The organism is Streptomyces sp. Tu 3180 (genome assembly GCF_009852415.1).
Lineage (GTDB): Bacteria > Actinomycetota > Actinomycetes > Streptomycetales > Streptomycetaceae > Streptomyces.
In genome coordinates this window covers 5,786,294-5,807,531 of the sequence record NZ_WOXS01000002.1, presented here as the reverse complement: position 1 = coordinate 5,807,531, position 21,238 = coordinate 5,786,294, and the positions used below count along the sequence as shown (strand labels likewise).

The 21,238-nt window shown below is 71.6% G+C and carries 21 protein-coding genes and 2 riboswitches; of the genes, 6 read left to right on the top strand and 15 right to left on the bottom strand.

The genetic code is table 11. From position 1 onward, the window contains the following. Positions 1-24: 24 nt before the first annotated feature. Positions 25-1,155, bottom strand: a complete 1,131-nt coding sequence (gene mnmA, locus GL259_RS27060; RefSeq protein ID WP_159535915.1) for a tRNA 2-thiouridine(34) synthase MnmA — start codon at positions 1,153-1,155, stop codon at positions 25-27. Between the two features lie 60 nt (positions 1,156-1,215). Here mnmA and GL259_RS27055 point away from each other — a divergent pair, with 60 nt between their 5' ends. Beyond that, positions 1,216-1,887: a peptidoglycan recognition family protein gene (locus GL259_RS27055; protein ID WP_159535914.1), complete on the top strand. Its 672-nt coding sequence runs from the start codon at positions 1,216-1,218 to the stop codon at positions 1,885-1,887. 85 nt (positions 1,888-1,972) lie between these two features. Next, positions 1,973-2,151, top strand: a riboswitch (TPP riboswitch). 57 nt (positions 2,152-2,208) lie between these two features. Here GL259_RS27055 and GL259_RS27050 read toward each other — a convergent pair. The 3 genes from GL259_RS27050 to GL259_RS27040 all read right to left on the bottom strand — a co-directional run bounded on the left by GL259_RS27050 (position 2,209) and on the right by GL259_RS27040 (position 3,969). After that, complete coding sequence (locus tag GL259_RS27050; protein WP_159535913.1) at positions 2,209-3,378, bottom strand: cysteine desulfurase family protein; 1,170 nt, start codon at positions 3,376-3,378, stop codon at positions 2,209-2,211. An 87-nt stretch (positions 3,379-3,465) separates the two neighbouring features. Beyond that, positions 3,466-3,732 carry a DUF4190 domain-containing protein gene (locus GL259_RS27045; protein WP_159535912.1) on the bottom strand — a complete coding sequence of 89 codons (267 nt, stop codon included), beginning with the start codon at positions 3,730-3,732 and terminating at the stop codon, positions 3,466-3,468. A gap of 54 nt (positions 3,733-3,786) precedes the next feature. Then, positions 3,787-3,969, bottom strand: coding sequence for a hypothetical protein (locus GL259_RS27040; RefSeq protein WP_166461410.1), 183 nt, complete (start codon positions 3,967-3,969; stop codon positions 3,787-3,789). A gap of 99 nt (positions 3,970-4,068) precedes the next feature. Here GL259_RS27040 and GL259_RS27035 point away from each other — a divergent pair, with 99 nt between their 5' ends. Then, positions 4,069-4,731, top strand: a complete 663-nt coding sequence (locus GL259_RS27035; RefSeq protein WP_159535911.1) for a TetR family transcriptional regulator — start codon at positions 4,069-4,071, stop codon at positions 4,729-4,731. 70 nt (positions 4,732-4,801) lie between these two features. Here the strand turns inward: GL259_RS27035 and GL259_RS27030 are convergent, their stop codons facing one another. From GL259_RS27030 to GL259_RS26985, 10 genes are all read right to left on the bottom strand, one after another. Then, entirely contained in the window at positions 4,802-5,662 is an 861-nt protein-coding gene (locus GL259_RS27030) for a thioesterase family protein (RefSeq protein WP_159535910.1), read from the bottom strand. Between the two features lie 83 nt (positions 5,663-5,745). After that, positions 5,746-6,402, bottom strand: coding sequence for a trimeric intracellular cation channel family protein (locus GL259_RS27025; RefSeq protein WP_159535909.1), 657 nt, complete (start codon positions 6,400-6,402; stop codon positions 5,746-5,748). Positions 6,403-6,523: 121 nt separating this feature from the next. After that, positions 6,524-7,894: an oligopeptide/dipeptide ABC transporter ATP-binding protein gene (locus GL259_RS27020; RefSeq protein ID WP_159535908.1), complete on the bottom strand. Its 1,371-nt coding sequence runs from the start codon at positions 7,892-7,894 to the stop codon at positions 6,524-6,526. Continuing rightward, positions 7,891-8,892 (bottom strand): ABC transporter ATP-binding protein, encoded by a 1,002-nt coding sequence (locus GL259_RS27015; RefSeq protein ID WP_159535907.1) that lies wholly within the window; start codon positions 8,890-8,892, stop codon positions 7,891-7,893. The genes GL259_RS27020 and GL259_RS27015 overlap by 4 nt, the downstream gene beginning before the upstream one ends. Positions 8,893-8,898: 6 nt before the next feature. Then, entirely contained in the window at positions 8,899-9,858 is a 960-nt protein-coding gene (locus GL259_RS27010; RefSeq protein ID WP_159535906.1) for an ABC transporter permease, read from the bottom strand. Position 9,859: 1 nt separating this feature from the next. After that, entirely contained in the window at positions 9,860-10,864 is a 1,005-nt protein-coding gene (locus GL259_RS27005; protein ID WP_159535905.1) for an ABC transporter permease, read from the bottom strand. Positions 10,865-10,977: 113 nt separating this feature from the next. Then, the gene (locus GL259_RS27000) at positions 10,978-12,648 is read right to left on the bottom strand and encodes an ABC transporter substrate-binding protein (protein WP_159535904.1); all 1,671 of its coding nucleotides are present in this window, start codon (positions 12,646-12,648) and stop codon (positions 10,978-10,980) included. Between the two features lie 446 nt (positions 12,649-13,094). Continuing rightward, positions 13,095-13,883: an enhanced serine sensitivity protein SseB C-terminal domain-containing protein gene (locus GL259_RS26995; RefSeq protein WP_166461566.1), complete on the bottom strand. Its 789-nt coding sequence runs from the start codon at positions 13,881-13,883 to the stop codon at positions 13,095-13,097. Between the two features lie 171 nt (positions 13,884-14,054). Further along, on the bottom strand, positions 14,055-14,825 hold the full coding sequence (locus GL259_RS26990; RefSeq protein WP_159535903.1) for an enhanced serine sensitivity protein SseB: 771 nt from the start codon (positions 14,823-14,825) through the stop codon (positions 14,055-14,057). 66 nt (positions 14,826-14,891) lie between these two features. Beyond that, positions 14,892-15,560 (bottom strand): AAA family ATPase, encoded by a 669-nt coding sequence (locus GL259_RS26985; RefSeq protein ID WP_159539017.1) that lies wholly within the window; start codon positions 15,558-15,560, stop codon positions 14,892-14,894. A 220-nt stretch (positions 15,561-15,780) separates the two neighbouring features. Next, positions 15,781-15,881, top strand: a riboswitch (glycine riboswitch). A 190-nt stretch (positions 15,882-16,071) separates the two neighbouring features. Here GL259_RS26985 and gcvT point away from each other — a divergent pair. The 4 genes from gcvT (at position 16,072) to GL259_RS26965 (ending at position 20,490) form a co-directional block, all read left to right on the top strand. Continuing rightward, entirely contained in the window at positions 16,072-17,190 is a 1,119-nt protein-coding gene (gene gcvT / locus GL259_RS26980; RefSeq protein ID WP_159535902.1) for a glycine cleavage system aminomethyltransferase GcvT, read from the top strand. 124 nt (positions 17,191-17,314) lie between these two features. Continuing rightward, positions 17,315-17,692: a glycine cleavage system protein GcvH gene (gcvH, locus tag GL259_RS26975; RefSeq protein WP_159535901.1), complete on the top strand. Its 378-nt coding sequence runs from the start codon at positions 17,315-17,317 to the stop codon at positions 17,690-17,692. Positions 17,693-17,706: 14 nt separating this feature from the next. After that, the gene (gene glyA, locus GL259_RS26970; RefSeq protein ID WP_159535900.1) at positions 17,707-18,966 is read left to right on the top strand and encodes a serine hydroxymethyltransferase; all 1,260 of its coding nucleotides are present in this window, start codon (positions 17,707-17,709) and stop codon (positions 18,964-18,966) included. A 156-nt stretch (positions 18,967-19,122) separates the two neighbouring features. Next, the gene (locus tag GL259_RS26965) at positions 19,123-20,490 is read left to right on the top strand and encodes an L-serine ammonia-lyase (RefSeq protein WP_159535899.1); all 1,368 of its coding nucleotides are present in this window, start codon (positions 19,123-19,125) and stop codon (positions 20,488-20,490) included. 126 nt (positions 20,491-20,616) lie between these two features. Here the strand turns inward: GL259_RS26965 and GL259_RS26960 are convergent, their stop codons facing one another. Next, complete coding sequence (locus GL259_RS26960; RefSeq protein WP_159535898.1) at positions 20,617-21,234, bottom strand: type VII secretion system-associated protein; 618 nt, start codon at positions 21,232-21,234, stop codon at positions 20,617-20,619. Positions 21,235-21,238: the final 4 nt, after the last annotated feature.

Sequence of the window (21,238 nt, the reverse complement as noted above, 5' to 3'; positions counted from 1 at the left end):
CGCCGGGCCGGGGCCCGGACGGTGTCAGGCCACGCCCGCCGCCGCCCGCACCGTCGACGCGATGGTCGCCGAGCCGACCACGCGCGTGCCGTCGTACAGCACGATCGCCTGGCCGGGCGCGACGCCGCGGACGGGCTCGGCGAAGCTGACCCTGAGCTCGCCGTCGACGAGTTCCGCCGTCACCGCGGTCTCGCCGCCGTGGGCGCGCAGCTGGGCGGTGTAGGTGCCGGGGCCCTCCGGGGCGGCGCCGCACCAGCGGGGCCTGATCGCGGTCAGGGCGGTGACGTCCAGGGAGGCCGCCGGGCCGACGGTGACCGTGTTGGTCACCGGGGAGATGTCGAGGACGTAGCGCGGCTTGCCGTCGGGGGCGGGCGTGCCGATCCGCAGGCCCTTGCGCTGGCCGATGGTGAAGCCGTACGCGCCCTCGTGCGTGCCGACCTTGGCGCCGGACTCGTCGACGATGTCGCCCTCGGCCCTGCCGAGGCGGTTCGCGAGGAAGCCCTGGGTGTCGCCGTCGGCGATGAAGCAGATGTCGTGCGAGTCGGGCTTCTTGGCGACGGCGAGTCCGCGGCGCTCGGCCTCCGCGCGGATCTGCTCCTTGGTGGTGACCGTGTCGCCGAGCGGGAACATCGCGTGGGCGAGCTGGCGGTCGTCGAGCACGCCGAGGACGTAGCTCTGGTCCTTGGCCATGTCCGAGGCGCGGTGCAGCTCGCGCGTGCCGTCCTCGCGCAGGACCACCTTGGCGTAGTGGCCGGTGCAGACGGCGTCGAAGCCGAGCGCGAGCGCCTTGTCCAGCAGCGCGGCGAACTTGATCTTCTCGTTGCAGCGCAGGCAGGGGTTCGGGGTGCGGCCGGCCTCGTACTCGGCGACGAAGTCCTCGACGACGTCCTCGCGGAAGCGGTCGGCGAGGTCCCACACGTAGAACGGGATGCCGATGACGTCGGCGGCACGGCGGGCGTCGCGCGAGTCCTCGATGGTGCAACAGCCCCGCGCGCCGGTACGGAACGACTGCGGGTTCGCGGAGAGCGCGAGGTGGACGCCGGTCACGTCGTGGCCCGCCTCGGCCGCGCGGGCGGCGGCGACGGCGGAGTCGACCCCGCCGGACATGGCGGCCAGGACGCGGAGGGAGCGGGAGGGCTGCGGGGTGTCAGTCATAACCCTTCCAGGGTACGGGGGCGCGGGAACCTGGGCCGCCGGGTATCCGTTCACGATCACATGGGGGCGAGAAGAGCAGCCAAGGGCGGGGACCGGGACCGGCGCATCGGGCGGCGGGCCCTGATCGTGGGCGGGGTGGCGGCCGCGGCGGGCACGGCGGCGCTGGCGCGCGACGAGCTGGGGCGCCTGTGGTGGCGCGTGCCGGGAGTGGAGAAGCCGCGCGAGCAGGGCGCGGTGGACTTCGCGGGCGCGCGCTGGGTGGCGGCCTCGGACGCCAACTGGCGCCGCGCGGACCGGCCGGACGACTACGGCGTCGACATGGTGATCGTCCATGTCACCCAGGGCAGCTTCGACAGCGCGGTGCGGGCGTTCCAGGACCCGGGGCACCAGGCGGCCGCGCACTACGTCGTCGGCCAGGACGGCCGCGTCGCGCAGATGATCCGCGAGCTGGACGTGGCCTACCACGCGGGCAACCGCGACTACAACGAGCGCAGCGTCGGCATCGAGCACGAGGGGTTCGTGGACCGGCCGCAGGACTTCACGGACGAGATGTACGAGGCCTCGGCGCGGCTCACCGCGCGCATATGCGCGCGGTACGACATCCCGGTGGACCGGGAGCACATCATCGGCCACGTCGAGGTGCCGGGCACGGACCACACCGACCCGGGCCCGCACTGGGACTGGGACCGGTACATGGAGCTCGTGCGTCGGGCGCGCACGGGGACGGCCTGAGACCGCCGCCCCGAAAATCGGGCGAAAAAATCCCCTTCACCCCCTTCCATCCGGAAACGGGCGTCCTATCCTGGAAACAGGCCTACGGGACGAGTGAGGGAGTTCGACCGGAGTAGCCGACTCCGGCGAGAGGCTTCGGCTTCCGCTGGTGCCGACGTCGACGGTCGGGCTGAGAGGCCGGAAGGTCGCAGTACAGGGCCGGAAGGCGACCCCTAGTCACCTGATCCGGGTCATACCGGCGAAGGGAACCCGTCTCGTAGGTCGTCGTCGTGCCCGGGGGCGGGTCGTTGCCGTGTCCGGAGGAAACCGGACCCCTCGCCCCTAGGTCAGCCCCGCCGCCCGGGCCCGCTCCACCGCCGGTCCGATGGCCTTGGCGAGGGCCTCCACGTCGGCCTCCGTGGACGTGTGGCCGAGGGAGAAGCGCAGGGTGCCGCGGGCCAGGTCGGGGTCGGTGCCGGTGGCCAGCAGGACGTGGCTGGGCTGGGCGACGCCGGCGGTGCAGGCGGATCCGGTGGAGCACTCGATGCCCTGGGCGTCGAGCAGCAGGAGCAGGGAGTCGCCCTCGCAGCCGGGGAAGGTGAAGTGGGCGTTGGCCGGAAGCCGCCCCCCGGGCGCGGGGTCACCGCCGAGGACGGCGTCCGGGACGGCCTCGCGGACCGCGGCGACCAGTCCGTCGCGCAGGGCGCCTATCTCGCGGGCGAACCACTCCTGCTGCTCGGCGGCCAGCCGCCCGGCGACGGCGAAGGAGGCGATCGCGGGCACGTCCAGCGTGCCGGAGCGCACATGGCGCTCCTGGCCGCCGCCGTGCAGGACGGGCACGGGGGTGTGCTCCCGGCCCAGGACCAGCGCGCCGATGCCGTACGGGCCGCCGATCTTGTGACCGGACAGCGTCATCGCGGCGAGCCCGGAGGCGGCGAAGTCCACCGGCACCTGACCGAAGGCCTGGACCGCGTCGGAGTGCAGCGGAACACCGAACTCCGCGGCGACCTCGGCGAGTTCGCGGACCGGCAGGACGGTCCCGATCTCGTTGTTGGCCCACATGACCGTGGCGAGGGCGACGTCGTCGGGGTTGCGGGCGATGGCCTCGCGCAGGGCGTCCGGGTGGACCCGGCCGTGCGCGTCGACCGGCAGGTACTCGACGGTGGCGCCCTCGTGCTCGTCGAGCCAGTGGACGGCGTCGAGGACGGCGTGGTGCTCGACGGGGCTGGCCAGGACCCGGCTGCGGGCCGGGTCCGCGTCGCGGCGGGACCAGTACAGGCCCTTCACGGCGAGGTTGTCGGCCTCGGTGCCGCCGGAGGTGAAGACCACCTCGCTGGGGCGGGCGCCGAGGGCTTCGGCGAGGGTCTCGCGGGCCTCCTCGACGGTGCGGCGGGCCCGGCGGCCGGCCGCGTGGAGGGAGGAGGCGTTGCCGGTGACGCCCAGGTGCGCGGTGAGCGCCTCGACCGCCTCGGGAAGCATCGGGGTGGTCGCGGCGTGGTCGAGGTAAGCCATGGTGGGGCCGATTCTACGGGCCCCGGCGCATCGGCTCCGGGTCGCGGTCGGCGCGGCCGGCCCGACCGGCCGGAACACGAGGCCGGCTCAGAAGCTCCACGAGACCGTCTGGTCCGCCTGGACGAACACCGCCAGGACCACCAGGTCGGCCACGCCGAGGCCGAGCCCCAGGAGAGCGCGGCCGCGGCGGGCGGTGCCCCGCCACAGCGCCACGCCCGCCAGCGCGATGGCGATCGGGCCGAGGAGGACGTTGAGGACGAGCAGGCCCAGCAGGCCCAGGACGAACGACGCGACGGCCATGCCGTCGGCGTCCCGGAGACCGGTGCGGCGGTTCGCCGGTGCGGTGAGCTGCATGGTGATCTACTCCCACGGTCGGGACGGTCGGGGGACGGGCGGCCCTGCGGAGGATCAGCGCGCCGAGGTGCCGCGTCCGCGGCCGTGGCGCTCGCGCAGGGCGAAGACGCCGAGCCAGACGGCGATCACGGCGCCCGCGGCGACGGAGAAGGAGAGCGGCGCGTGGGCCACGGCGCCCAGGACCACGCCGAACAGCAGGAGGGCGGCGACGAGGAACAGCATGAGTCGGATCCCCACGTTTCGGTGAACGGTTCTGATGACACTTGTTCACTGACTACCTAGTCTAGCGCGCGGTATGCCTTTCCAATTCCGGAGAACAGTTGTTAACTGCATGGTATGAGTCACACCCTCGGCATCCGGCAGGCCCAGAAGCAGAAGACCCGGCGGGCACTCCTCGACGCGGCCCTGGAACTGCTCGAGGGGCAGAGTCTGAGCAGCCTGGGCCTGCGTGAGGTCACCCGTGCCGCGGGGGTCGCCCCGACCGCCTTCTACCGGCACTTCCGCTCCATCGCGGACCTGGGTGTGGCACTGGTCGAGGAGGCGCTGGGCAGCCTGCACCCGACGATCCGGACGACGGTGTCCACGGCCGGCGACAGCGAGGAACGCATCGCGCGCGCCGTCGAACTGATCGCCGGTCACGTGGACGCGTACCCCGCACACGTCCGTTTCATCGCCCGGGAGCGGCACGGCGGGGTCCGGCCGGTCCGGGAGGCGATACGCGGGCAACTCGCCCGGTTCGCGGGGGAGGTCGGGGAGGCGCTGGCCGAGGACCCGGTCTCCGCGGGCTGGAGCGAGGGCGACCGGCTGATGCTGGCCCAGCTCTACGTCGACCAGATGCTCGTCACGGCCTCGCTCCTCCTGGAGGCGTCGGAGGCGGAGGCGGCCCCCGGGGAGCGGGAGCGCGTGACGCGGCTGGCGACCCGTCAGCTGCGGCTGATCAGCATCGGCCGCCGGCACTGGCTCGACGAACCGGCCGGAAACAGCCGTACCCCCACATGACGACGGCCGCCCCGTGAGCGGGGCGGCCGTGGCGCGAACTCGCCGGAAGGGCCGGCCGACGTCGTGCGGTTCAGCCCAGGCGCACGCGCGCGAGCTGGCGGGACTGGGCCACCAGCCGGTCGGCGCTGTCCCAGACCTCGGCGTCCTCCTCCAGGAAGCCGCCGGCCAGGTTGCGGGTGGTGATCGACACGCGCAGCGGGCCCGGCGCCGGGCGGCAGCGCACGTGCACCGTCAGCTCCACGGTGGGAACCCAGCCGGAGAGCCCGAGCTCGAAGGCGGTCGGCGGCAGCGCGTCCACCGCGAGGAGCAGCGAGAGGGGGTCGTGGTCGCGGCCGTCGGCGAGCCCGAACCAGGCCCGCATCTCCCCCTTGCCGGAGGGCTGCCCGAGCGCCCAGCCCAGGGTCGACGGGTCGAGCTTGAGCATCAGCCGGTCGGCGATGGCGGAGCTGCCCTCGACCGGGGCGGGCCCGTCCTCGGGGCCGAAGCACTGCTCCATCGGCGGGATCGCGGGCGGCTCGGCCGTGGTGCGGACGTCGTCGGGGAGGGAGTCCAGGTCGCCGTAGGAGGCGAGGACGCGGATGCGCTCGACCTCCCGGCCGTGCTCGTCCCGCTGGAACAGGGACGCCTGACCGGTCGACAGGGTCCGTCCGGTGCGCACGGTCTCGGTGCGGACGACCGCGGGGCCGGGCTGGGAGGCGGTCAGGTAGTGCGCGGAGATGGTGAACGGGTCGGGGTGCGGCAGGGCGTCCGCGAGCGCGCGGCCCAGGACGGCCAGCAGATAGCCGCCGTTGACGGCGTTGATGATCGTCCAGCCGGCGGAGAGGTCGATGTCGTAGACGCCGGGGGCGCGCGGCGTCACCGCGGTGTCGCGGTCGAACTCACTGGCACCGATCGTGGCCCGGGTGGCCGGGGCGGAGGCTGCTTCTGGCATGGCTGAACAGTACAAGAAGTAATTACTAAGCGGTAGCTTTTGACTGGGCGCTCGAGTGAAATCCGCGTGATGACCCGGGGGCGCTACTCCTCGCGGACCGCCGAACGCCGGTGCCAGGCGCGAGGCGCCCGCCAGTGGTAGCGCATCGCGAGCAGCCGCAGCACGAAGGCCGTGATCGCGGCGAGGCTGCTGGTCATCGCGTTCAGCGCGTCGTAGCGCAGGCACAGCGCGACCATGGCGGCGCCGACCGTGGCCGGGACCGCGTACAGGTCGCGGTCCCAGCGCAGCAGCGAGGGCACCTCGTTGGCGAGCACGTCGCGCAGCACGCCGCCGCCCACCGCGGTGGCCAGGCCCAGACAGGCGGAGGCGGTCAGGCCGAGCCCGTAGTCGTACGCCTTGGTCGTGCCGACGACGCAGAACAGGCCGAGGCCGGCCGCGTCGAAGACGTTGACGGCGGTCTGAATGCGCTCCACGTGCGGGTGGAAGCAGAAGACCAGGGCCGTCGCGAGCAGCGGGGTGAGGAAGTACCCCAGGTCCGTGAAGGCGGCGGGCGGTACGGCGCCAATGACCAGGTCACGGAAGAGCCCGCCGCCCAGGGCGGTGACCTCCGCGAGGACGGCGATGCCGAAGACGTCGAAGTTCTTGCGGACGGCCAGCAGGGCGCCGGAGATCGCGAAGACGAAGATGCCGATCAGGTCGAGCAGGTGCAGGACGGACGGACTGAACAGTTGCTGGAGCACCCTTACATTCTTGCGCAGCAAGAACCCCTCGCCTTGCAAAGCAAGGCGAGGGGTGGGGTGAGCTTGCTGCCCGGGACCCGTCGGACGGCGTCCCGGGCTTCGGCGGAGGTCCGGCGGCCTGTTACACGGCCTTCTCGGTCTCCTCGGTCTCCTCGGCCTTCTCGGCCTTCCCGGTCTTGTCGGCCTTGTCAGCCTTGTCGGGCTCGCCGGCCTTCTCGGCCTCGTCGGCCTTCTCGGCGTCCTCGGCGTCCTCGGCGTCCTCGGCCTTCTCGACCTCGCCGGCCTTCTCAGCCTCGTCGGCGTCCTCGGCCTTCTCGACCTCGCCGGCCTTCTCAGCGTCCTCCGCCGGCTCCGTCTTGTTCTCCGGCTCCGGCGTGTTCTCCTGCTCCGGCGGTCCGGGCTGCTCCGGTACCGTCGCCGTCCCGGTCTCCTCGGACACCGGGTTGTCGTCCACTCCCTCGCGCGTCGCCGCCACGACCTCGCCCGTGGTCCGCCGCAGCGTCCCGGCCGCGATCTCCTCGGCGTAGTGGCAGGCCACCCGGTGGCCGCCGCCGATGTCCCGCAGCTGCGGCCGCTCGGTGGAGCACCGCTCGGCCTGGGCCCAGGGGCAGCGGGTGTGGAAGCGGCAGCCGGCGGGCGGGTTCGCCGGGGAGGGCAGGTCGCCGGTGAGCAGGATGCGCTCGCGGCGGTCCTCCACCTCCGGGTCCGGCACCGGCACGGCCGACATCAGCGCCTTGGTGTACGGGTGCTTCGGCTCGGCGTACAGCGCGTCGCTCGGCGCCTCCTCGACCAGCGAGCCCAGGTACATCACGCCGATCGTGTCGGAGATGTGCCGGACCACCGCGAGGTCGTGGGCGATCACGACGTACGTCAGGCCGAGTTCCTCCTGGAGCTCCTCCAGCAGGTTGATGACCTGGGCCTGGACCGACACGTCGAGCGCGGAGACCGGCTCGTCGCAGATGATCACGTCCGGTTCCAGGACGAGGGCGCGGGCGATGCCGATGCGCTGGCGCTGGCCGCCGGAGAACTCGTGCGGGTAGCGGGAGAGCGCGTTGGAGGGCAGGCCGACCTTGTCCAGGATCGCCTTGATCTTCTCCCGGCGCTCCTCCTGGTCCTTGCCGATGCCGTGGGCGACCATGCCCTCGGACAGGATCGACTCGATGTTCTGCCGGGGGTTGAGCGAGCCCAGCGGGTCCTGGAAGACCATCTGGAGCCGGCGCCGGAAGCGGCGCATCTCCTCGCCCGGCAGCTTCGCCAGGTCGGTGCCGTCGAGGACGACCGAGCCCTCGGTGATGTCCACCAGCCGCAGCACCGACCGCCCCAGGGTGGTCTTGCCGCAGCCGGACTCGCCGACCAGGCCGTAGGTCTCACCGGCCTCGACCTTCAGGGACACCCCGTCCACGGCGTAGACGTGGCCGACCGTGCGGTCGAACAGGACGCCCTTCTTGATGGGGAAGTGGACCTTGACGCCGTCCAGTTCGAGCAGGCTCATGCGGGGACCTCCTCGGCCTTCGCGTCGTCGAGTACGGGGTTGACGCACCGCACCTGGTGACCGGCCGTGCGCTCCTCGGTGAGCTGCGGGGTGCCGGTCAGGCAGCCCATCTCGTACCGGTCGCAGCGGGGCGCGAAGGCGCAGCCGTCGGCCCAGGCGATGCGGTCGTTGATGGAGCCGCGGATCGGGTTGAGGGGCTCGCCCCGGGGGGCGTCCAGACGCGGGATGGAACCCAGCAGTCCGTGCGCGTAGGGGTGGGTGGGGTGGGCGAACAGCTCGCGGCGTCCGGCGGACTCCACGACCTTGCCCGCGTAGAGCACGTTGACCTGGTCGCACAGGCCGGCGACCACGCCGAGGTCGTGGGTGATCATCAGCAGGGCGGTGCCCTCCTGGTCCACGAGTTCCTTGAGCAGTTCCAGGATCTGCGCCTGGATCGTCACGTCGAGGGCCGTGGTGGGCTCGTCGGCGATGAGCATGCGCGGGGCACAGGCCACCGCCATGGCGATCAGCGCGCGCTGGCGCATGCCGCCGGAGAGCTGGTGCGGGTACTCCTTGAGCCGCCGGGTCGGGTCGGGGATGCCGACCCGGTCCAGCAGGTGGGCGGCCTCCTTGCGGGCGGCCTCGCCCTTCATCCCGCGGTGGCGCTCGAGGATCTCGGTGACCTGCACGCCGACCGGCACGACCGGGTTGAGCGAGGACAGCGGGTCCTGGAAGATCATCGCCATCTTGCTGCCGCGCAGGTCGCGGCGGGCGGACGGGTTCATGGTGAACAGGTCCGTGCCGTCGAATTCGGCACGGCCGCCGATCGTGACGCCCTTGTCCGGGAGCAGGCCCATCAGGGCCAGGGAGGTGACGGACTTCCCGCAGCCGGACTCGCCGACCAGGCCCACGACCTGGCCCTGGTCGACCTCGAAGGAGACGCCGTCGACCGCCCGGGACTCCTTGCGGCCGCGGCCGCCGAAGGTGACGGTCAGTTCGTCGACAGTGAGCAGAGACATGGTGGTTCAGCCCCTCAGCTTCGGGTCGAGGGCTTCCCGCATGGCCTCGCCGAGGAGGGTGAAGCCGAGGGCGGTGATGATGATGCCGACGGCGGGGTAGACCGCCATCAACGGCGCGTTGTCGAAGAAGCGCTGCGCCTGGGTGAGCATGACGCCCCACTCGGGGATGGCCGGGTCGGGGTTGCCCAGGCCCAGGTAGGACAGGGCGGCCGCCTCGATGATCGCGGTGGCCAGGGAGAGCGTGGCCTGCACGATCACCGGGCTGAGCGAGTTGGGGACGATCTGCGAGATCACGATGCGCCGCTTGCGCACGCCCAGGGACTTGGCCGCGAGCACGTAGTCCGCCCCGCCCTGCGCCAGCATGGAGCCGCGCAACAGCCGTGCGAACACCGGGATCTGGACGACACCCACGGCGATCATCACCGTGGTCAGCGACTGTCCCATGACGGCGGCGATGGACACGGCCAGCAGCAGCGAGGGCAGCGCCAGCATCATGTCGATGAACCGCATGATGACGGAGTCGACGCGCTTTCCGGTGTCGCCGCCCAGGGTGGCGAAGGCGCCGGAGAGGCCGCCGATCAGGAAGCCGATGATCAGGCCGATCAGCGTGGCGACGACACCGACGAGCAGCGTCTGGCGGGCGCCGACCAGCATGCGGGAGAACATGTCCCGGCCGAGGTGGTCGAGCCCGAACCAGTTCTCGCCGCGCGGGCCGACGAACTCGCCCCGGTTGGGGAAGACCTCGTTCCGCCAGGTCTGGACGGTCGGGGAGTACGGGGCGAGGTAGGGCCCGACGACCGCGAGGACGACGAACAGGGCGATGATGATCGCACCGATGATCGCCATCTTGCTGCGCCTCAGGCGGCGGAAGGCCTCCCGCCACAGGCTGGCGCCGGTGCTGGTCTCCTTGGTCGCGGTCAGTTCCGCGAGGCGCTGGATCTTGTCGGTCTTGGTGGCGACACTCATGTCAGTGCACCCGCACTCTCGGGTCGATGAGGCTGTACGCCAGGTCCACCAGCAGGTTGATCAGGACGTACACCAGCGCGATGAACATGATGAACCCGACGAGCACGGGGTAGTCGCGGGCGTCGATCGCGGTCCGGATGAAGGAGCCGATGCCGCCGAAGGAGAACACCGACTCGGTCAGGACCGCGCCGGACAGCAGGGAGCCCGTGAGCAGGCCGACCGCGGTCACCACGGGGAGCAGCGCGTTGCGCATCACGTGCCGGTTGCGGACGACGCCCCGCTTGAGGCCCTTGGCCTCGGCGGTGCGGACGTAGTCCTCGTCCTGCACCTCGAGGACGCTGGCGCGGGTCATGCGCACGATGACCGCGAGCGGGATGGAGGCCAGGGCGATGGAGGGCAGGATCAGGTGCATGATCGCGTCCCAGGAGGCGTCGAACTCCCCGGTGAGGATGCCGTCCAGGACGGCGAATCCGGTCACGCTGGTGGCGTCGATGCCGGTGTCCTGGCGTCCGTAGCTGGGGAAGATCCCGAGTTCGACGGCGAAGACGCCCTTGAGGATCAGGGCGAGGAAGAAGACCGGGATGCAGATGCCGACGAGCGAGCCGGAGACGGCGGTGACGTCGAGCCAGCCGCCGCGGTTGCGGGCGGCGAAGTAACCGAGCGGGACGCCGACGGCCACGGCGATGAGGATCGCGAGGAGGGACAGCTCCACGGTCGCGGGGAAGCGCAGGACGAACTCGTCCCACACCGGCTGCCCGGTCTGGGTGGACGTGCCCAGGTCGAGCTCGACGATGCGCTTGAGGAAGCGCCAGTACTGGACGTAGACGGGCTGGTCCAGCCCGAGCGCACGGTTGATGCGCGCCACTTCGGCCTCGGTGGCCTTCTCCCCCAGGATCGCTGAGGCGGGCCCTCCGGGCAGCCGGTCGAGCCACAGGAAGAGCAGAACCGACAGGCCGAGCAGCGTGGGTATGAGCTGGAGCAGTCTTCGTACGACGAGACGCAGCACCCCGCATGCCCCTTTCTTGCGTGATGTCTTACATGAATGGACCCGCCCGGCCGCCGAGTTGCGACGGCCGGGCGGACCCCCCGTTCTTGCTTGTTCTTCTGCCGACTACGCGCTTACTTGAAGGAGGCCTCGGCGAAGACTTCCTGCGTCAGCGGGGAGACGTTCGGCGGGTTGACGTTCTTGGCGAACGCGATGGCCGGCGGGGAGGAGGAGATCGGGACGCCCGGCAGGTAGTCCATGATGACCTCGTTGGCCTTCTGGTAGGCCGCGACGCGCTCCTCGGCCTTGCCCATCTTCGAGCCGGCCTTCACGGCGTCGAAGACCTTCTTGTCCTTGAAGCCCCACTGCTTGTCGTACTCGGCGAACCAGGTGCCGATGAAGTTGTAGCCGTCGTTGAAGTCACCGGTCCAGCCGAGCATGTGCAGGTCGCAGGAGCCCGCCTCGGTGGCGTCCAGGTAGTCCGGGGCCCACTTCATGGCCTTCGGCGTGACGGTGATGCCGGCCTTCTCCAGGTCGGACTTCATCAGCTCGAACAGGTCCTGCGGGGCAGGCATGTACGGGCGGGTGACCTCGGTCGGGTAGCAGAACTCGACCTTGAGCTTCTGCTCGCCGGCCTTCTTGAGGAGGCTCTTGGCCTTGGCGGTGTCGTACGGGTACTTCGTGACGTTCTTGGAGTAGCCCGCGATCGTGTCCGGCATGAACTGGTCGGCGACCTTGCCGCCCTCGGGCAGCTGGGTCTTGACCAGGTTCTCCTTGTCGATCGCCTGCGCGATGGCCTGGCGGACTTCCTTCTTCTTGAGGGCCTTGTTGGCGCCCTGGCTCATGCCCACGTAGAAGAGGTTGAAGACGCCACGGGTCGGGACGACGTAGCCCTGGTCCTCGAGGGTCTTGACGTCGGCCGGGGCGACGAGGTCGTAGCCGTCGATGTCACCGGCCTGGAGCGCCTGGCGGCGGCCCTCCTCGGTGTCGATGGTGCGGAAGACCAGGTTCTTGATCTTCGCCTTCTCGCCCCAGTAGTCGTCGAAGCGCTCGAGGGAGACTTCCTTGTTGCCCTTGTTCCACTTGACGATCTTGTACGGGCCGGTGCCGGCGACCGTGCCGGCCTCCTGGCTGTACTTGGGGTACGTGATGGCGTCGCCCTTGGCGGACGCGTCCTGCTTCTTGTACTCCTCGATGGCCTTCGGCGAGTGGATCGCCAGGGCCTGGAGCGAGAAGCCGCCGGGGAGGTTGGCGGAGGGCTTCTTGACCTCGATGACGGCGGTGTGCTCGTCCTTCGCGGTGCAGGACTTGTAGTTCGCCTCCGGCGTCTCCTTGTCCTCGTTCTTCTTGAAGCCGCCCATGATGGTCTGCCAGTAGTAGGAGACCGCGCTGGACTGGTAGGTGCCCGTCCAGTTGAACCAGTGGTCGTAGTTGGCGCAGACGGCCGCGGCGTTGAACGCCTCGCCGTCGTGGAACTTCACGCCCTTGCGGAGGTTGAAGGTCCAGACGGTGCCCTTGTCGTTGCTGGACCAGGTCTCGGCGAGGCCGCCGACCAGCTTGGTCCCGCCGGACTCGTGCTCGAGGAGGGCCTCGAACGCCTGTCGCGTCACGCGGAAGGTTTCACCGTCGCTCGCGAGGGCAGGGTCCAGGGAACCCGGGTCACCTGCACCGGCGAAGACGAAGGTGTCCTTGTCGCCGCCGTCCTTGCTCTTGTTGTCCCGCTCGCTGGAGCAGCCCGTGGCGATCAGACCGACCGCCACCGCGGCCGTGATCGCCCGAGCGGCTCGGGACTTGATTATGCGCATATTGGGGCCACTCCGGGTCCGCTATGTGGATGCACTTTGACCGGCCGAACACTACAGACGTTCACAGGTGGTCAGGAACAGTCCGGATAGCGGTGATACCTACCTGAGATCTGAACAGTTGACATAAGGGGCGGTTCAGGCGTTCCGCCGACAGGAGTTAACCCGCCCGACACACAAGGCGCCTCCCCAAGTGCCGTTCAAGGGACGCCAGAAGGCGTGAAGGGCGGGTGAAACCGCAGGTGACAGGCGGTCAGCGAGAAGTAGCTGAGCGCGCATGGCCGAAAATCTGACGCGAAATCAGCGCCGGGCGGCGGGACGGGCGGACCGCGCCGCGCCCGTGTCCACTTCGTGGACACGGTGACGCTGAGTCAACACGGACAGGCACGGACGGGCGCGGGCGGGCACGGCCGGGCCGGCCGCACCGGGCTGCGGCGGACGCGGCCCGGTCAGCGCCGGTGCGCGGGCGGGTGGCCGTAGCCCGAGGTGGGGGGCGGAACGGCGCCGTGCGCCTCGCGGTCGTAGAACGGCCGGGAGTTGGCGCGCAGCCACATCGCGACCGGGTCGTGCTCGTCGGACATCGCGACGGTCGACACGGGCAGCCCGTCCGGGACGGCCCCGAGGGACTGCTGCATCATGGCGCGCACCGCGTCGACGGCCGGCGGCGAGGTGTCGTACACGTCGAGGCCGATGGCGAGGTAGGGCGCGCCCAACGCGGGCTGCACCCAGGCGCGGCGCAGCGCGCGGACGGCCGGGGTGCGGTGGGCGTTCTGCGCGAGCAGGGCGTAGAACTGCGGGATCTCGATGCCGGGCTCGGACAGCCTGAGCGGCCCGGCGGGCTGGCGGTCCAGGCCGGTGGCGATGCGGCGCAGGTCCAGCCAGGGGATGCCCACTCCGCCGCCCGGGGCGTGCGGGTTGAGCCAGAGTCCGTAGTGGTCGGGATAGAGCGCGCGGGCCACGTCGAGGCCGTCGACGACCTCGTAGGACCGGCTCCAGCCGCTGGCCGACAGCTCCTGGGCGGAGGTGACGCAGGGCGCGTAGCCGAGGCCGTCCACCTCCATGTTCCCGTACTGGGCGTCCGGGGAGCCGGCCTGGCCGTGCCACAGCAGCATCCAGACCTGACCGGTGGAGGGGGTGGCGAGCGCGCGCAGCAACGCCTCGTAGGCGTCGTAACGCCCGGGCGTCACCTGGCGCAGCATGTGCTCGACCTGCCCGGCCGCCGCGGTGCCAGCGCTCACTTGTATCGCCCCTCCGTACAACACCTCGCCAGCCAATGAACCTAGCTTAAGCCGCCCGCGGCCCGGCGACCGCTGTCCGTACGGCACGCGGGCCGGCCGGGCCGGCGGACGCCGGTACCGCTCAGCCGGGCCGCCGAAGCGGGCGGGGGCGGTTGCGGGCGGGGCGCGGGATCACACGGCGCGCTGGTAGAAGGGGCGGACCCGCTCGCGCATCCAGTCGCCCACCGGGTCCTGCGCCACGTCCAGCAGGACCAGGTTGACCGGCCACTTCACCGCCGTCCGGCCCAGCGCGCGGCCGAGCGCGTCCATCGGCAGGGTCCGCAGGTCCCCCTCGTCCCACCGGGACAGCTCCACGCCGACGAACAGCACCGGGTCGGCCGTCTCGATCGCGGCGAGGCACCGGCGGGCGGTGGCCACCACTCCCGTGGTCTCGAACTCCGCCGAGGCGGCGGCGAGGAAGTCCACCGGGTCGTCCTGCCAGTCGGGCTCGAACAGCCGGACCCGGCCGCCGGCCGCCGGACCGTCCAGCGGGGTGCGCCCGGCCCGGCACAGCTCCGCCACGGCGGGCGGCGGCAGCGGGATGCCGACCACGCCGCCGGGGTTCACCGCGATCCCCGCCTGCGGCGGCAGGCCGCGCGCGAACTCCACGGCCGGTGCGACGGTGTACGACATGTGGGAGCCGACGACCTGGCGGAACTGCTCCTCGGAGCTGAACACCGGGACGTACGCCTGACCGTCGAGCTCCATCGTGGGCAGGTCGAGCGGGCCGCTGTGCGGGCCGCCGCCGTTCGGCAGGGGGACCCAGACGAAGCTGCGGCCCAGCACCTCGACGATCCGGCCTCCCGCCGAGGGGACTCCGAGGGAGGCGGAGAGCACCTCCTCCAGCTCGTTTCCTGGCCATCCGCCGTGCGGGTGGGGTTGTGTCTGCGCCGGGAAGTCCATCTGCCTACCGCCTGCCTGGAACCACTGCTGTGGCTCACAGGCTAACCGCTGCCGCGGCACGGCCGATCAGCCGGCGAAGCCGATGCGGCGCAGCGCGTTCGCCGCGTCCCGGTCGATCAGGACCGCCGAGGCGCAGCCGGCGGGCGGCTCGCCCCGCTCCACCGCCCGCAGCAGCCGGTCGCTCGCCGCGCGGTGCCGCAGGAACGCGTACCGGGAGACGCCCCGGCCCCGCTCGCGCTGACCGTCCAGGGCCTGCTGCGGGGCGACGTCCAGGAGCAGCAGGTGCAGGCGGGCGCCCCGGCGCCGGGCCTCGCGGGCCAGCCAGCGGCGCACCCACTCCTGCGTGCCGCAGTCGTGCACGACCACTCCGCCTCCCGCGCGCAGGGTCCTGCGCAGCCCGGCGTAGTGGGCGAGGCGGACCAGCGGGCGGTAGAGCGCGTACGGCAGGAGGCGCGGCATGCGGCGGTCCCAGCGGTCACGGGTGTCCTGGGAGTCGACGCGGGTGCCGCGCACCGCGCGCCGCATCAGTGTGGACTTGCCGCTGCCGGGCAGTCCGGTGACCACGACGAGGTCGTGGGCCCCGAACAGCAGGGCGTGCGGGCTGCCGCCGGCCCGCCCGCGCAGGTCCCGGACGACCGGAGCCGGCAGCGCGCCGCGGGCCTCCCGAGCCAGAGCGGCCGGCTGGTCGGGCAGCGCGACACCCGTGGCGGTGGCACACGCCGTGGTCCTGTTCACCGTGATCGTCCTCCCCTGGGGCCAGGTACGGAGTCCCATCCCCGTTGAGTGTAAAGAGAAGGTAATACCGAAGCCTCTCGTTTCCGTCCGTTTTCCGAAACAGCCCTGTCACAGCCCACCGTCACCGCCCGCGCACCCTGTGCACACCCGGTGAAGGGTCCCCCTGCCGCGCCCCGGCGATGCGTGCAATGATGGGCGCGCCAACTGCATACCGGCCGTTTGAATCCGCGCGGGAGAGTCCCCGGCACCGTTTGCCGCCGGGGCGCCGAAGGAGCAAGTCCCTCCCTTGAATCTCTCAGGCCCCGATACCGCGCGGGCGAGGCACATCTGAAAAGCGGGCCGCTGCGGCAGTACGTCAGCGGCCCCACCCAAGGTGCAAGCCGTGGTCCCTCCCCTGTGCGGACGGTCATGGCGAACCTCTCAGGTTCCGATGACAGATGGGGAGGAACGTCCTCGCCCTCCCCGCGCCCGGCTCGGCCCGCGCGGGTCCCTCGCCCTGGGAGACCGACCGATGAGCAGTACCGAACTCCGCCGGACCGCGCTCGATGCGCTGCATCGTTCGCTCGGCGCGACGATGACCGACTTCGCCGGCTGGGACATGCCCCTGCGCTACGGCTCCGAGCGCGACGAGCACAACGCCGTGCGCACCAGGGCCGGTCTCTTCGACCTCTCGCACATGGGCGAGATCGGCGTCACCGGCCCGCAGGCGGCCGCGCTCCTCGACCACGCCCTGGTCGGCAACATCGGGGGCGTCAAGCCCGGCCGCGCCCGCTACACCATGATCTGCCGCGAGGACGGCGGCATCCTGGACGACCTGATCGTCTACCGGCTCGGCGAGACCGAGTACATGGTGGTCGCCAACGCCTCCAACGCCCGGACCGTGCTCGACGCGCTCGTCGAGCGCTCGGCCGGCTTCGACGCCGAGGTCCGCGACGACCGCGACGCGTACGCGCTGCTGGCCGTGCAGGGCCCCGAGTCCCCCGCGATCCTGAAGTCCCTCACCGACGCCGACCTGGACGGCCTGAAGTACTACGCCGGCCTGCCCGGCACCGTCGCCGGCGTCCCCGCGCTCATCGCCCGCACCGGCTACACCGGCGAGGACGGCTTCGAGCTGTTCGTGAAGCCCGAGCACGCGGTCGGGCTGTGGCAGGCGCTGACCGAGGCGGGCAAGGACGCGGGCCTGGTCCCGTGCGGGCTGTCCTGCCGGGACACGCTGCGCCTGGAGGCGGGCATGCCGCTGTACGGGCACGAGCTGACCACCTCCCTGACGCCCTTCGACGCCGGTCTGGGCCGGGTGGTGAAGTTCGAGAAGGAGGGCGACTTCGTGGGCCGCGCCGCCCTGGCCGAGGCCGCCGCACGCGCCGAGCAGAACCCGCCGCGCGTCCTGGTCGGCCTGGTCGCCGAGGGCCGCCGGGTCCCGCGCGCCGGGTACCCGGTCGTCGCCGGCGGCGAGGTGATCGGCGAGGTCACCTCGGGCGCGCCCTCCCCGACGCTGGGCAAGCCGATCGCGATGGCGTACGTCGACGCGGCGCACGCGGCGCCGGGCACCGAGGGCGTCGGCGTGGACATCCGCGGCAGCCACGAGCCGTACGAGGTCGTGGCACTGCCGTTCTACAAGCGGCAGAAGTGACACCGCCGTGGACCGCCCCCGGGCGGTCCGCGGCGGGTGAGCCGGGCCCGTCGTGCCTGCTCACCCGTGTTTCCCGCAGTCCTTCAGTCATCACCAGTCCCCCGCGTACAGGAGAATTCAGGCCATGAGCAACCCCCAGCAGCTGCGTTACAGCAAGGAGCACGAGTGGCTGTCGGCCGCCGAGGACGGCGTGTCGACGGTCGGCATCACGGAGCACGCGGCCAACGCGCTCGGCGACGTGGTCTTCGTCCAGCTCCCCGAGGTCGGTGACACCGTGACCGCGGGCGAGACCTGCGGCGAACTGGAGTCCACCAAGTCGGTCAGCGACCTGTACTCCCCGGTCAGCGGTGAGATCACCGAGGTGAACGAGGACGTCGTCAACGACCCGTCGCTGGTGAACTCCGCCCCCCTCGAGGGCGGCTGGCTGTTCAAGGTGCGCGTCACCGACGAGCCGGACGACCTGCTCACCGCCGCCGAGTACGACGCCCACATCGCGGGCTGAGGAGCCGTAGCCGCATGTCGCTTCTGAACACGCCCCTGCACGAGCTCGACCCGGCCGTCGCCGCCGCGGTCGACGCCGAGCTGCGGCGCCAGCAGTCCACCCTCGAGATGATCGCCTCGGAGAACTTCGCCCCGGTCGCGGTCATGGAGGCCCAGGGCTCGGTCCTCACCAACAAGTACGCCGAGGGCTACCCCGGCCGCCGCTACTACGGCGGCTGCGAGCACGTCGACGTGATCGAGCAGATCGCCATCGACCGGGTCAAGGAGCTCTTCGGCGCCGAGCACGCCAACGTGCAGCCGCACTCGGGCGCGCAGGCCAACGCCGCCGCGATGTTCGCGCTGCTCAAGCCCGGTGACACGATCATGGGCCTGAACCTCGCGCACGGCGGGCACCTGACCCACGGCATGAAGATCAACTTCTCCGGCAAGCTCTACGACGTGGTCGCGTACCACGTCGGTGACGACGGCCGGGTCGACATGGCCGAGGTCGAGCGCCTCGCCAAGGAGAGCAGGCCGAAGCTGATCGTCGCCGGCTGGTCGGCGTACCCGCGCCAGCTGGACTTCGCCGCGTTCCGCCGGATCGCGGACGAGGTCGGCGCGTACCTCATGGTCGACATGGCGCACTTCGCCGGCCTGGTGGCCGCGGGCCTGCACCCGAACCCGATCCCGCACGCCCACGTGGTGACGACGACCACGCACAAGACGCTGGGCGGCCCGCGCGGCGGTGTGATCCTCTCCACGGCCGAACTGGCCAAGAAGATCAACTCCGCGGTCTTCCCCGGCCAGCAGGGCGGTCCGCTGGAGCACGTGATCGCCGCCAAGGCGGTCGCCTTCAAGGTCTGCGCCTCCGAGGACTTCAAGGAGCGGCAGCGCCGCACCCTGGAGGGCGCCCGCATCCTGGCCGAGCGCCTGGTCGAGGACGACGTCAGGGCCGTGGGCGTGGACGTGCTGTCCGGCGGCACGGACGTGCACCTGGTCCTGGTCGACCTGCGCGACTCCGAGCTGGACGGCCAGCAGGCCGAGGACCGGCTGCACGAGGTCGGCATCACCGTCAACCGCAACGCGATCCCGAACGACCCGCGTCCGCCGATGGTCACCTCGGGCCTGCGCATCGGCACGCCCGCCCTGGCCACCCGCGGTTTCACGGCCGAGGACTTCGCGGAGGTCGCGGACGTGATCGCCGAGGCGCTGAAGCCGTCCTACGACGTGGAGGCACTCCGGGCCCGGGTGACGGCACTCGCCGAGAAGCACCCGCTGTACCCCGGTCTGTCGTAATTCCGTACGCTTCCATTCGTACGGACATCCGGGGCATCGCGCACACTGGGTCGGTGGGCGCGGTGCCCCGCACCATGAACCGCACCGACGGTCCCCCCTGTTTCCGAACCACCCCTCCGGCGGACAGCGCCGTCCGCCGAACCCCTAGGAGTCCCCGTGGCCATCTCGGTCTTCGACCTGTTCTCGATCGGCATCGGCCCGTCCAGCTCGCACACGGTCGGCCCGATGCGGGCGGCCCGCATGTTCGCCCGGCGGCTGCACAACGAGGACCTGCTGGGCTCCGTCGCCTCGGTCCGGGCCGAACTGTACGGCTCCCTCGGCGCCACCGGCCACGGCCACGGCACGCCCAAGGCGGTCCTGCTGGGCCTGGAGGGCGACTCGCCCCGGACGGTGGACGTGGAGTCGGCCGACGAGCGGGTGGAGAAGATCAAGGAGGGCGGGCGGATCCGCCTGCTCGGCGAGCACGAGATCGCCTTCTCCTTCGACGACGACATGGTGCTGCACCGCCGCAAGGCGCTCCCCTACCACGCCAACGGCATGACGCTGTGGGCGTACGACGCCTCCGGCGCGGAGCTGCTGACGAAGACGTACTACTCGGTGGGCGGCGGTTTCGTCGTCGACGAGGACGCGGTGGGCGCGGACCGCATCAAGCTGGACGACACGGTCCTGAAGTACCCCTTCCGCACGGGTGACGAGCTGCTGCGCCTGACCAAGGAGACGGGCCTGTCCATCTCCGCCCTGATGCTGGAGAACGAGCGCGCCTGGCGGAGCGAGGAGGAGATCCGCGAGGGCCTGCTGGAGATCTGGCGGGTGATGCGGGCGTGCGTCGACCGCGGCATGTCCCGCGAGGGCATCCTGCCGGGCGGCCTGAAGGTGCGCCGCCGCGCCGCGAACACCGCGCGCAAGCTGCGTTCCGAGGGCGACCCGCAGGCCCTGGCCATGGAGTGGATCACCCTCTACGCGATGGCCGTGAACGAGGAGAACGCGGCCGGCGGCCGGGTCGTCACGGCGCCGACGAACGGCGCGGCGGGGATCATCCCGGCCGTCCTGCACTACTACATGAACTTCGTCCCCGGCGCCGACGAGGAGGGCGTGGTCCGCTTCCTGCTGGCCGCCGGCGCGATCGGCATGCTCTTCAAGGAGAACGCCTCGATCTCCGGCGCCGAGGTCGGCTGTCAGGGCGAGGTCGGCTCCGCCTGCTCGATGGCGGCGGGCGCCCTCGCGGAGGTGCTGGGCGGCTCGCCGGAGCAGGTGGAGAACGCCGCCGAGATCGGCATGGAGCACAACCTGGGCCTGACCTGCGACCCGGTCGGCGGACTGGTCCAGATCCCGTGCATCGAGCGCAACGGCATGGCCGCGGTGAAGGCGGTCACGGCGGCGCGGATGGCCATGCGCGGCGACGGCTCGCACAAGGTGTCCCTGGACAAGGTCATCAAGACGATGAAGGACACCGGCGCGGACATGTCCGTCAAGTACAAGGAGACCGCCCGCGGCGGGCTCGCGGTGAACATCATCGAGTGCTGAGGCAACGGCGCGGCGCGTTCGTCCCCTCCGGTGTCGTCAGTGCACGGACGTGGACGTACGGGCGGTACGGACCGGTGCGCTGCACGAACACGCTCCTCCGTGGAGGTCGCCGAGCCCCGCGGGCCGTCACCCGGTGGTGTCATGGGCACTGGGCTCGGCCCCGTCCGGTCGTGTTCCGCCCGTGACCGTCCCCGCGAGCCGACCGGGCTCCAGCACGCTGCCCGCGGGACCGGCCGGATTGACGTAGAGCGCGTGGCCGGGGGGCAGGCGGTCCAGGAGGGCCGGGACGGTGACGCGTTCGAAGGCGAAGCCGCCGACGCCGGCGAGGTGGGACGGGGCGGTGAAGACCGGGACCACGAGCCCGCCGTCCTCCACCGCGGCGGTCACCGGGGATCCGTCCGGCAGGGTCAGCACCGCCACCTCGGCGGTGGCCAGTGCGCGCAGGACGTCCTCGGCCGGTCCGTAACCGGTGACGGCGAGCTGGAGGGCCTTGTCGACGTCGTCGGTGGGCTCGGGCCAGCCGAGCGATTCCGGGGAGGGGCGGTACGCCTCGTTGTCCTCCCACTCCTCGATCTCGCCGGTCGCCCCCGTGCGCCAGCGGCCGACCACGACCCGGTCGGGCGGCACGCCCTCGCCGTCCCAGCCGGGGTCGATCATGCTGATCCAGTGGTCCGGCGCGAGCCGTGCGGCCTCGACGATGTCGTCGGGAGGCGTGGGCATCGCCGTCCCACTCCGCTCACTCATCTCA

Coding starts and splice junctions, on each gene's coding strand:
- mnmA (WP_159535915.1), bottom strand. CDS start 1,155: ATGACTGACACCCCGCAGCCCTCCCGCTCCCTCCGCGTCCTGGCCGCC.
- GL259_RS27050 (WP_159535913.1), bottom strand. CDS start 3,378: ATGGCTTACCTCGACCACGCCGCGACCACCCCGATGCTTCCCGAGGCG.
- GL259_RS27015 (WP_159535907.1), bottom strand. CDS start 8,892: ATGTCTCTGCTCACTGTCGACGAACTGACCGTCACCTTCGGCGGCCGC.
- GL259_RS26960 (WP_159535898.1), bottom strand. CDS start 21,234: ATGAGTGAGCGGAGTGGGACGGCGATGCCCACGCCTCCCGACGACATC.
- glyA (WP_159535900.1), top strand. CDS start 17,707: ATGTCGCTTCTGAACACGCCCCTGCACGAGCTCGACCCGGCCGTCGCC.
- gcvT (WP_159535902.1), top strand. CDS start 16,072: ATGAGCAGTACCGAACTCCGCCGGACCGCGCTCGATGCGCTGCATCGT.
- GL259_RS27010 (WP_159535906.1), bottom strand. CDS start 9,858: ATGAGTGTCGCCACCAAGACCGACAAGATCCAGCGCCTCGCGGAACTG.
- GL259_RS27035 (WP_159535911.1), top strand. CDS start 4,069: ATGAGTCACACCCTCGGCATCCGGCAGGCCCAGAAGCAGAAGACCCGG.
- GL259_RS27000 (WP_159535904.1), bottom strand. CDS start 12,648: ATGCGCATAATCAAGTCCCGAGCCGCTCGGGCGATCACGGCCGCGGTG.
- GL259_RS27020 (WP_159535908.1), bottom strand. CDS start 7,894: ATGAGCCTGCTCGAACTGGACGGCGTCAAGGTCCACTTCCCCATCAAG.
- GL259_RS27045 (WP_159535912.1), bottom strand. CDS start 3,732: ATGCAGCTCACCGCACCGGCGAACCGCCGCACCGGTCTCCGGGACGCC.
- gcvH (WP_159535901.1), top strand. CDS start 17,315: ATGAGCAACCCCCAGCAGCTGCGTTACAGCAAGGAGCACGAGTGGCTG.
- GL259_RS27055 (WP_159535914.1), top strand. CDS start 1,216: ATGGGGGCGAGAAGAGCAGCCAAGGGCGGGGACCGGGACCGGCGCATC.
- GL259_RS26990 (WP_159535903.1), bottom strand. CDS start 14,825: ATGGACTTCCCGGCGCAGACACAACCCCACCCGCACGGCGGATGGCCA.
- GL259_RS27030 (WP_159535910.1), bottom strand. CDS start 5,662: ATGCCAGAAGCAGCCTCCGCCCCGGCCACCCGGGCCACGATCGGTGCC.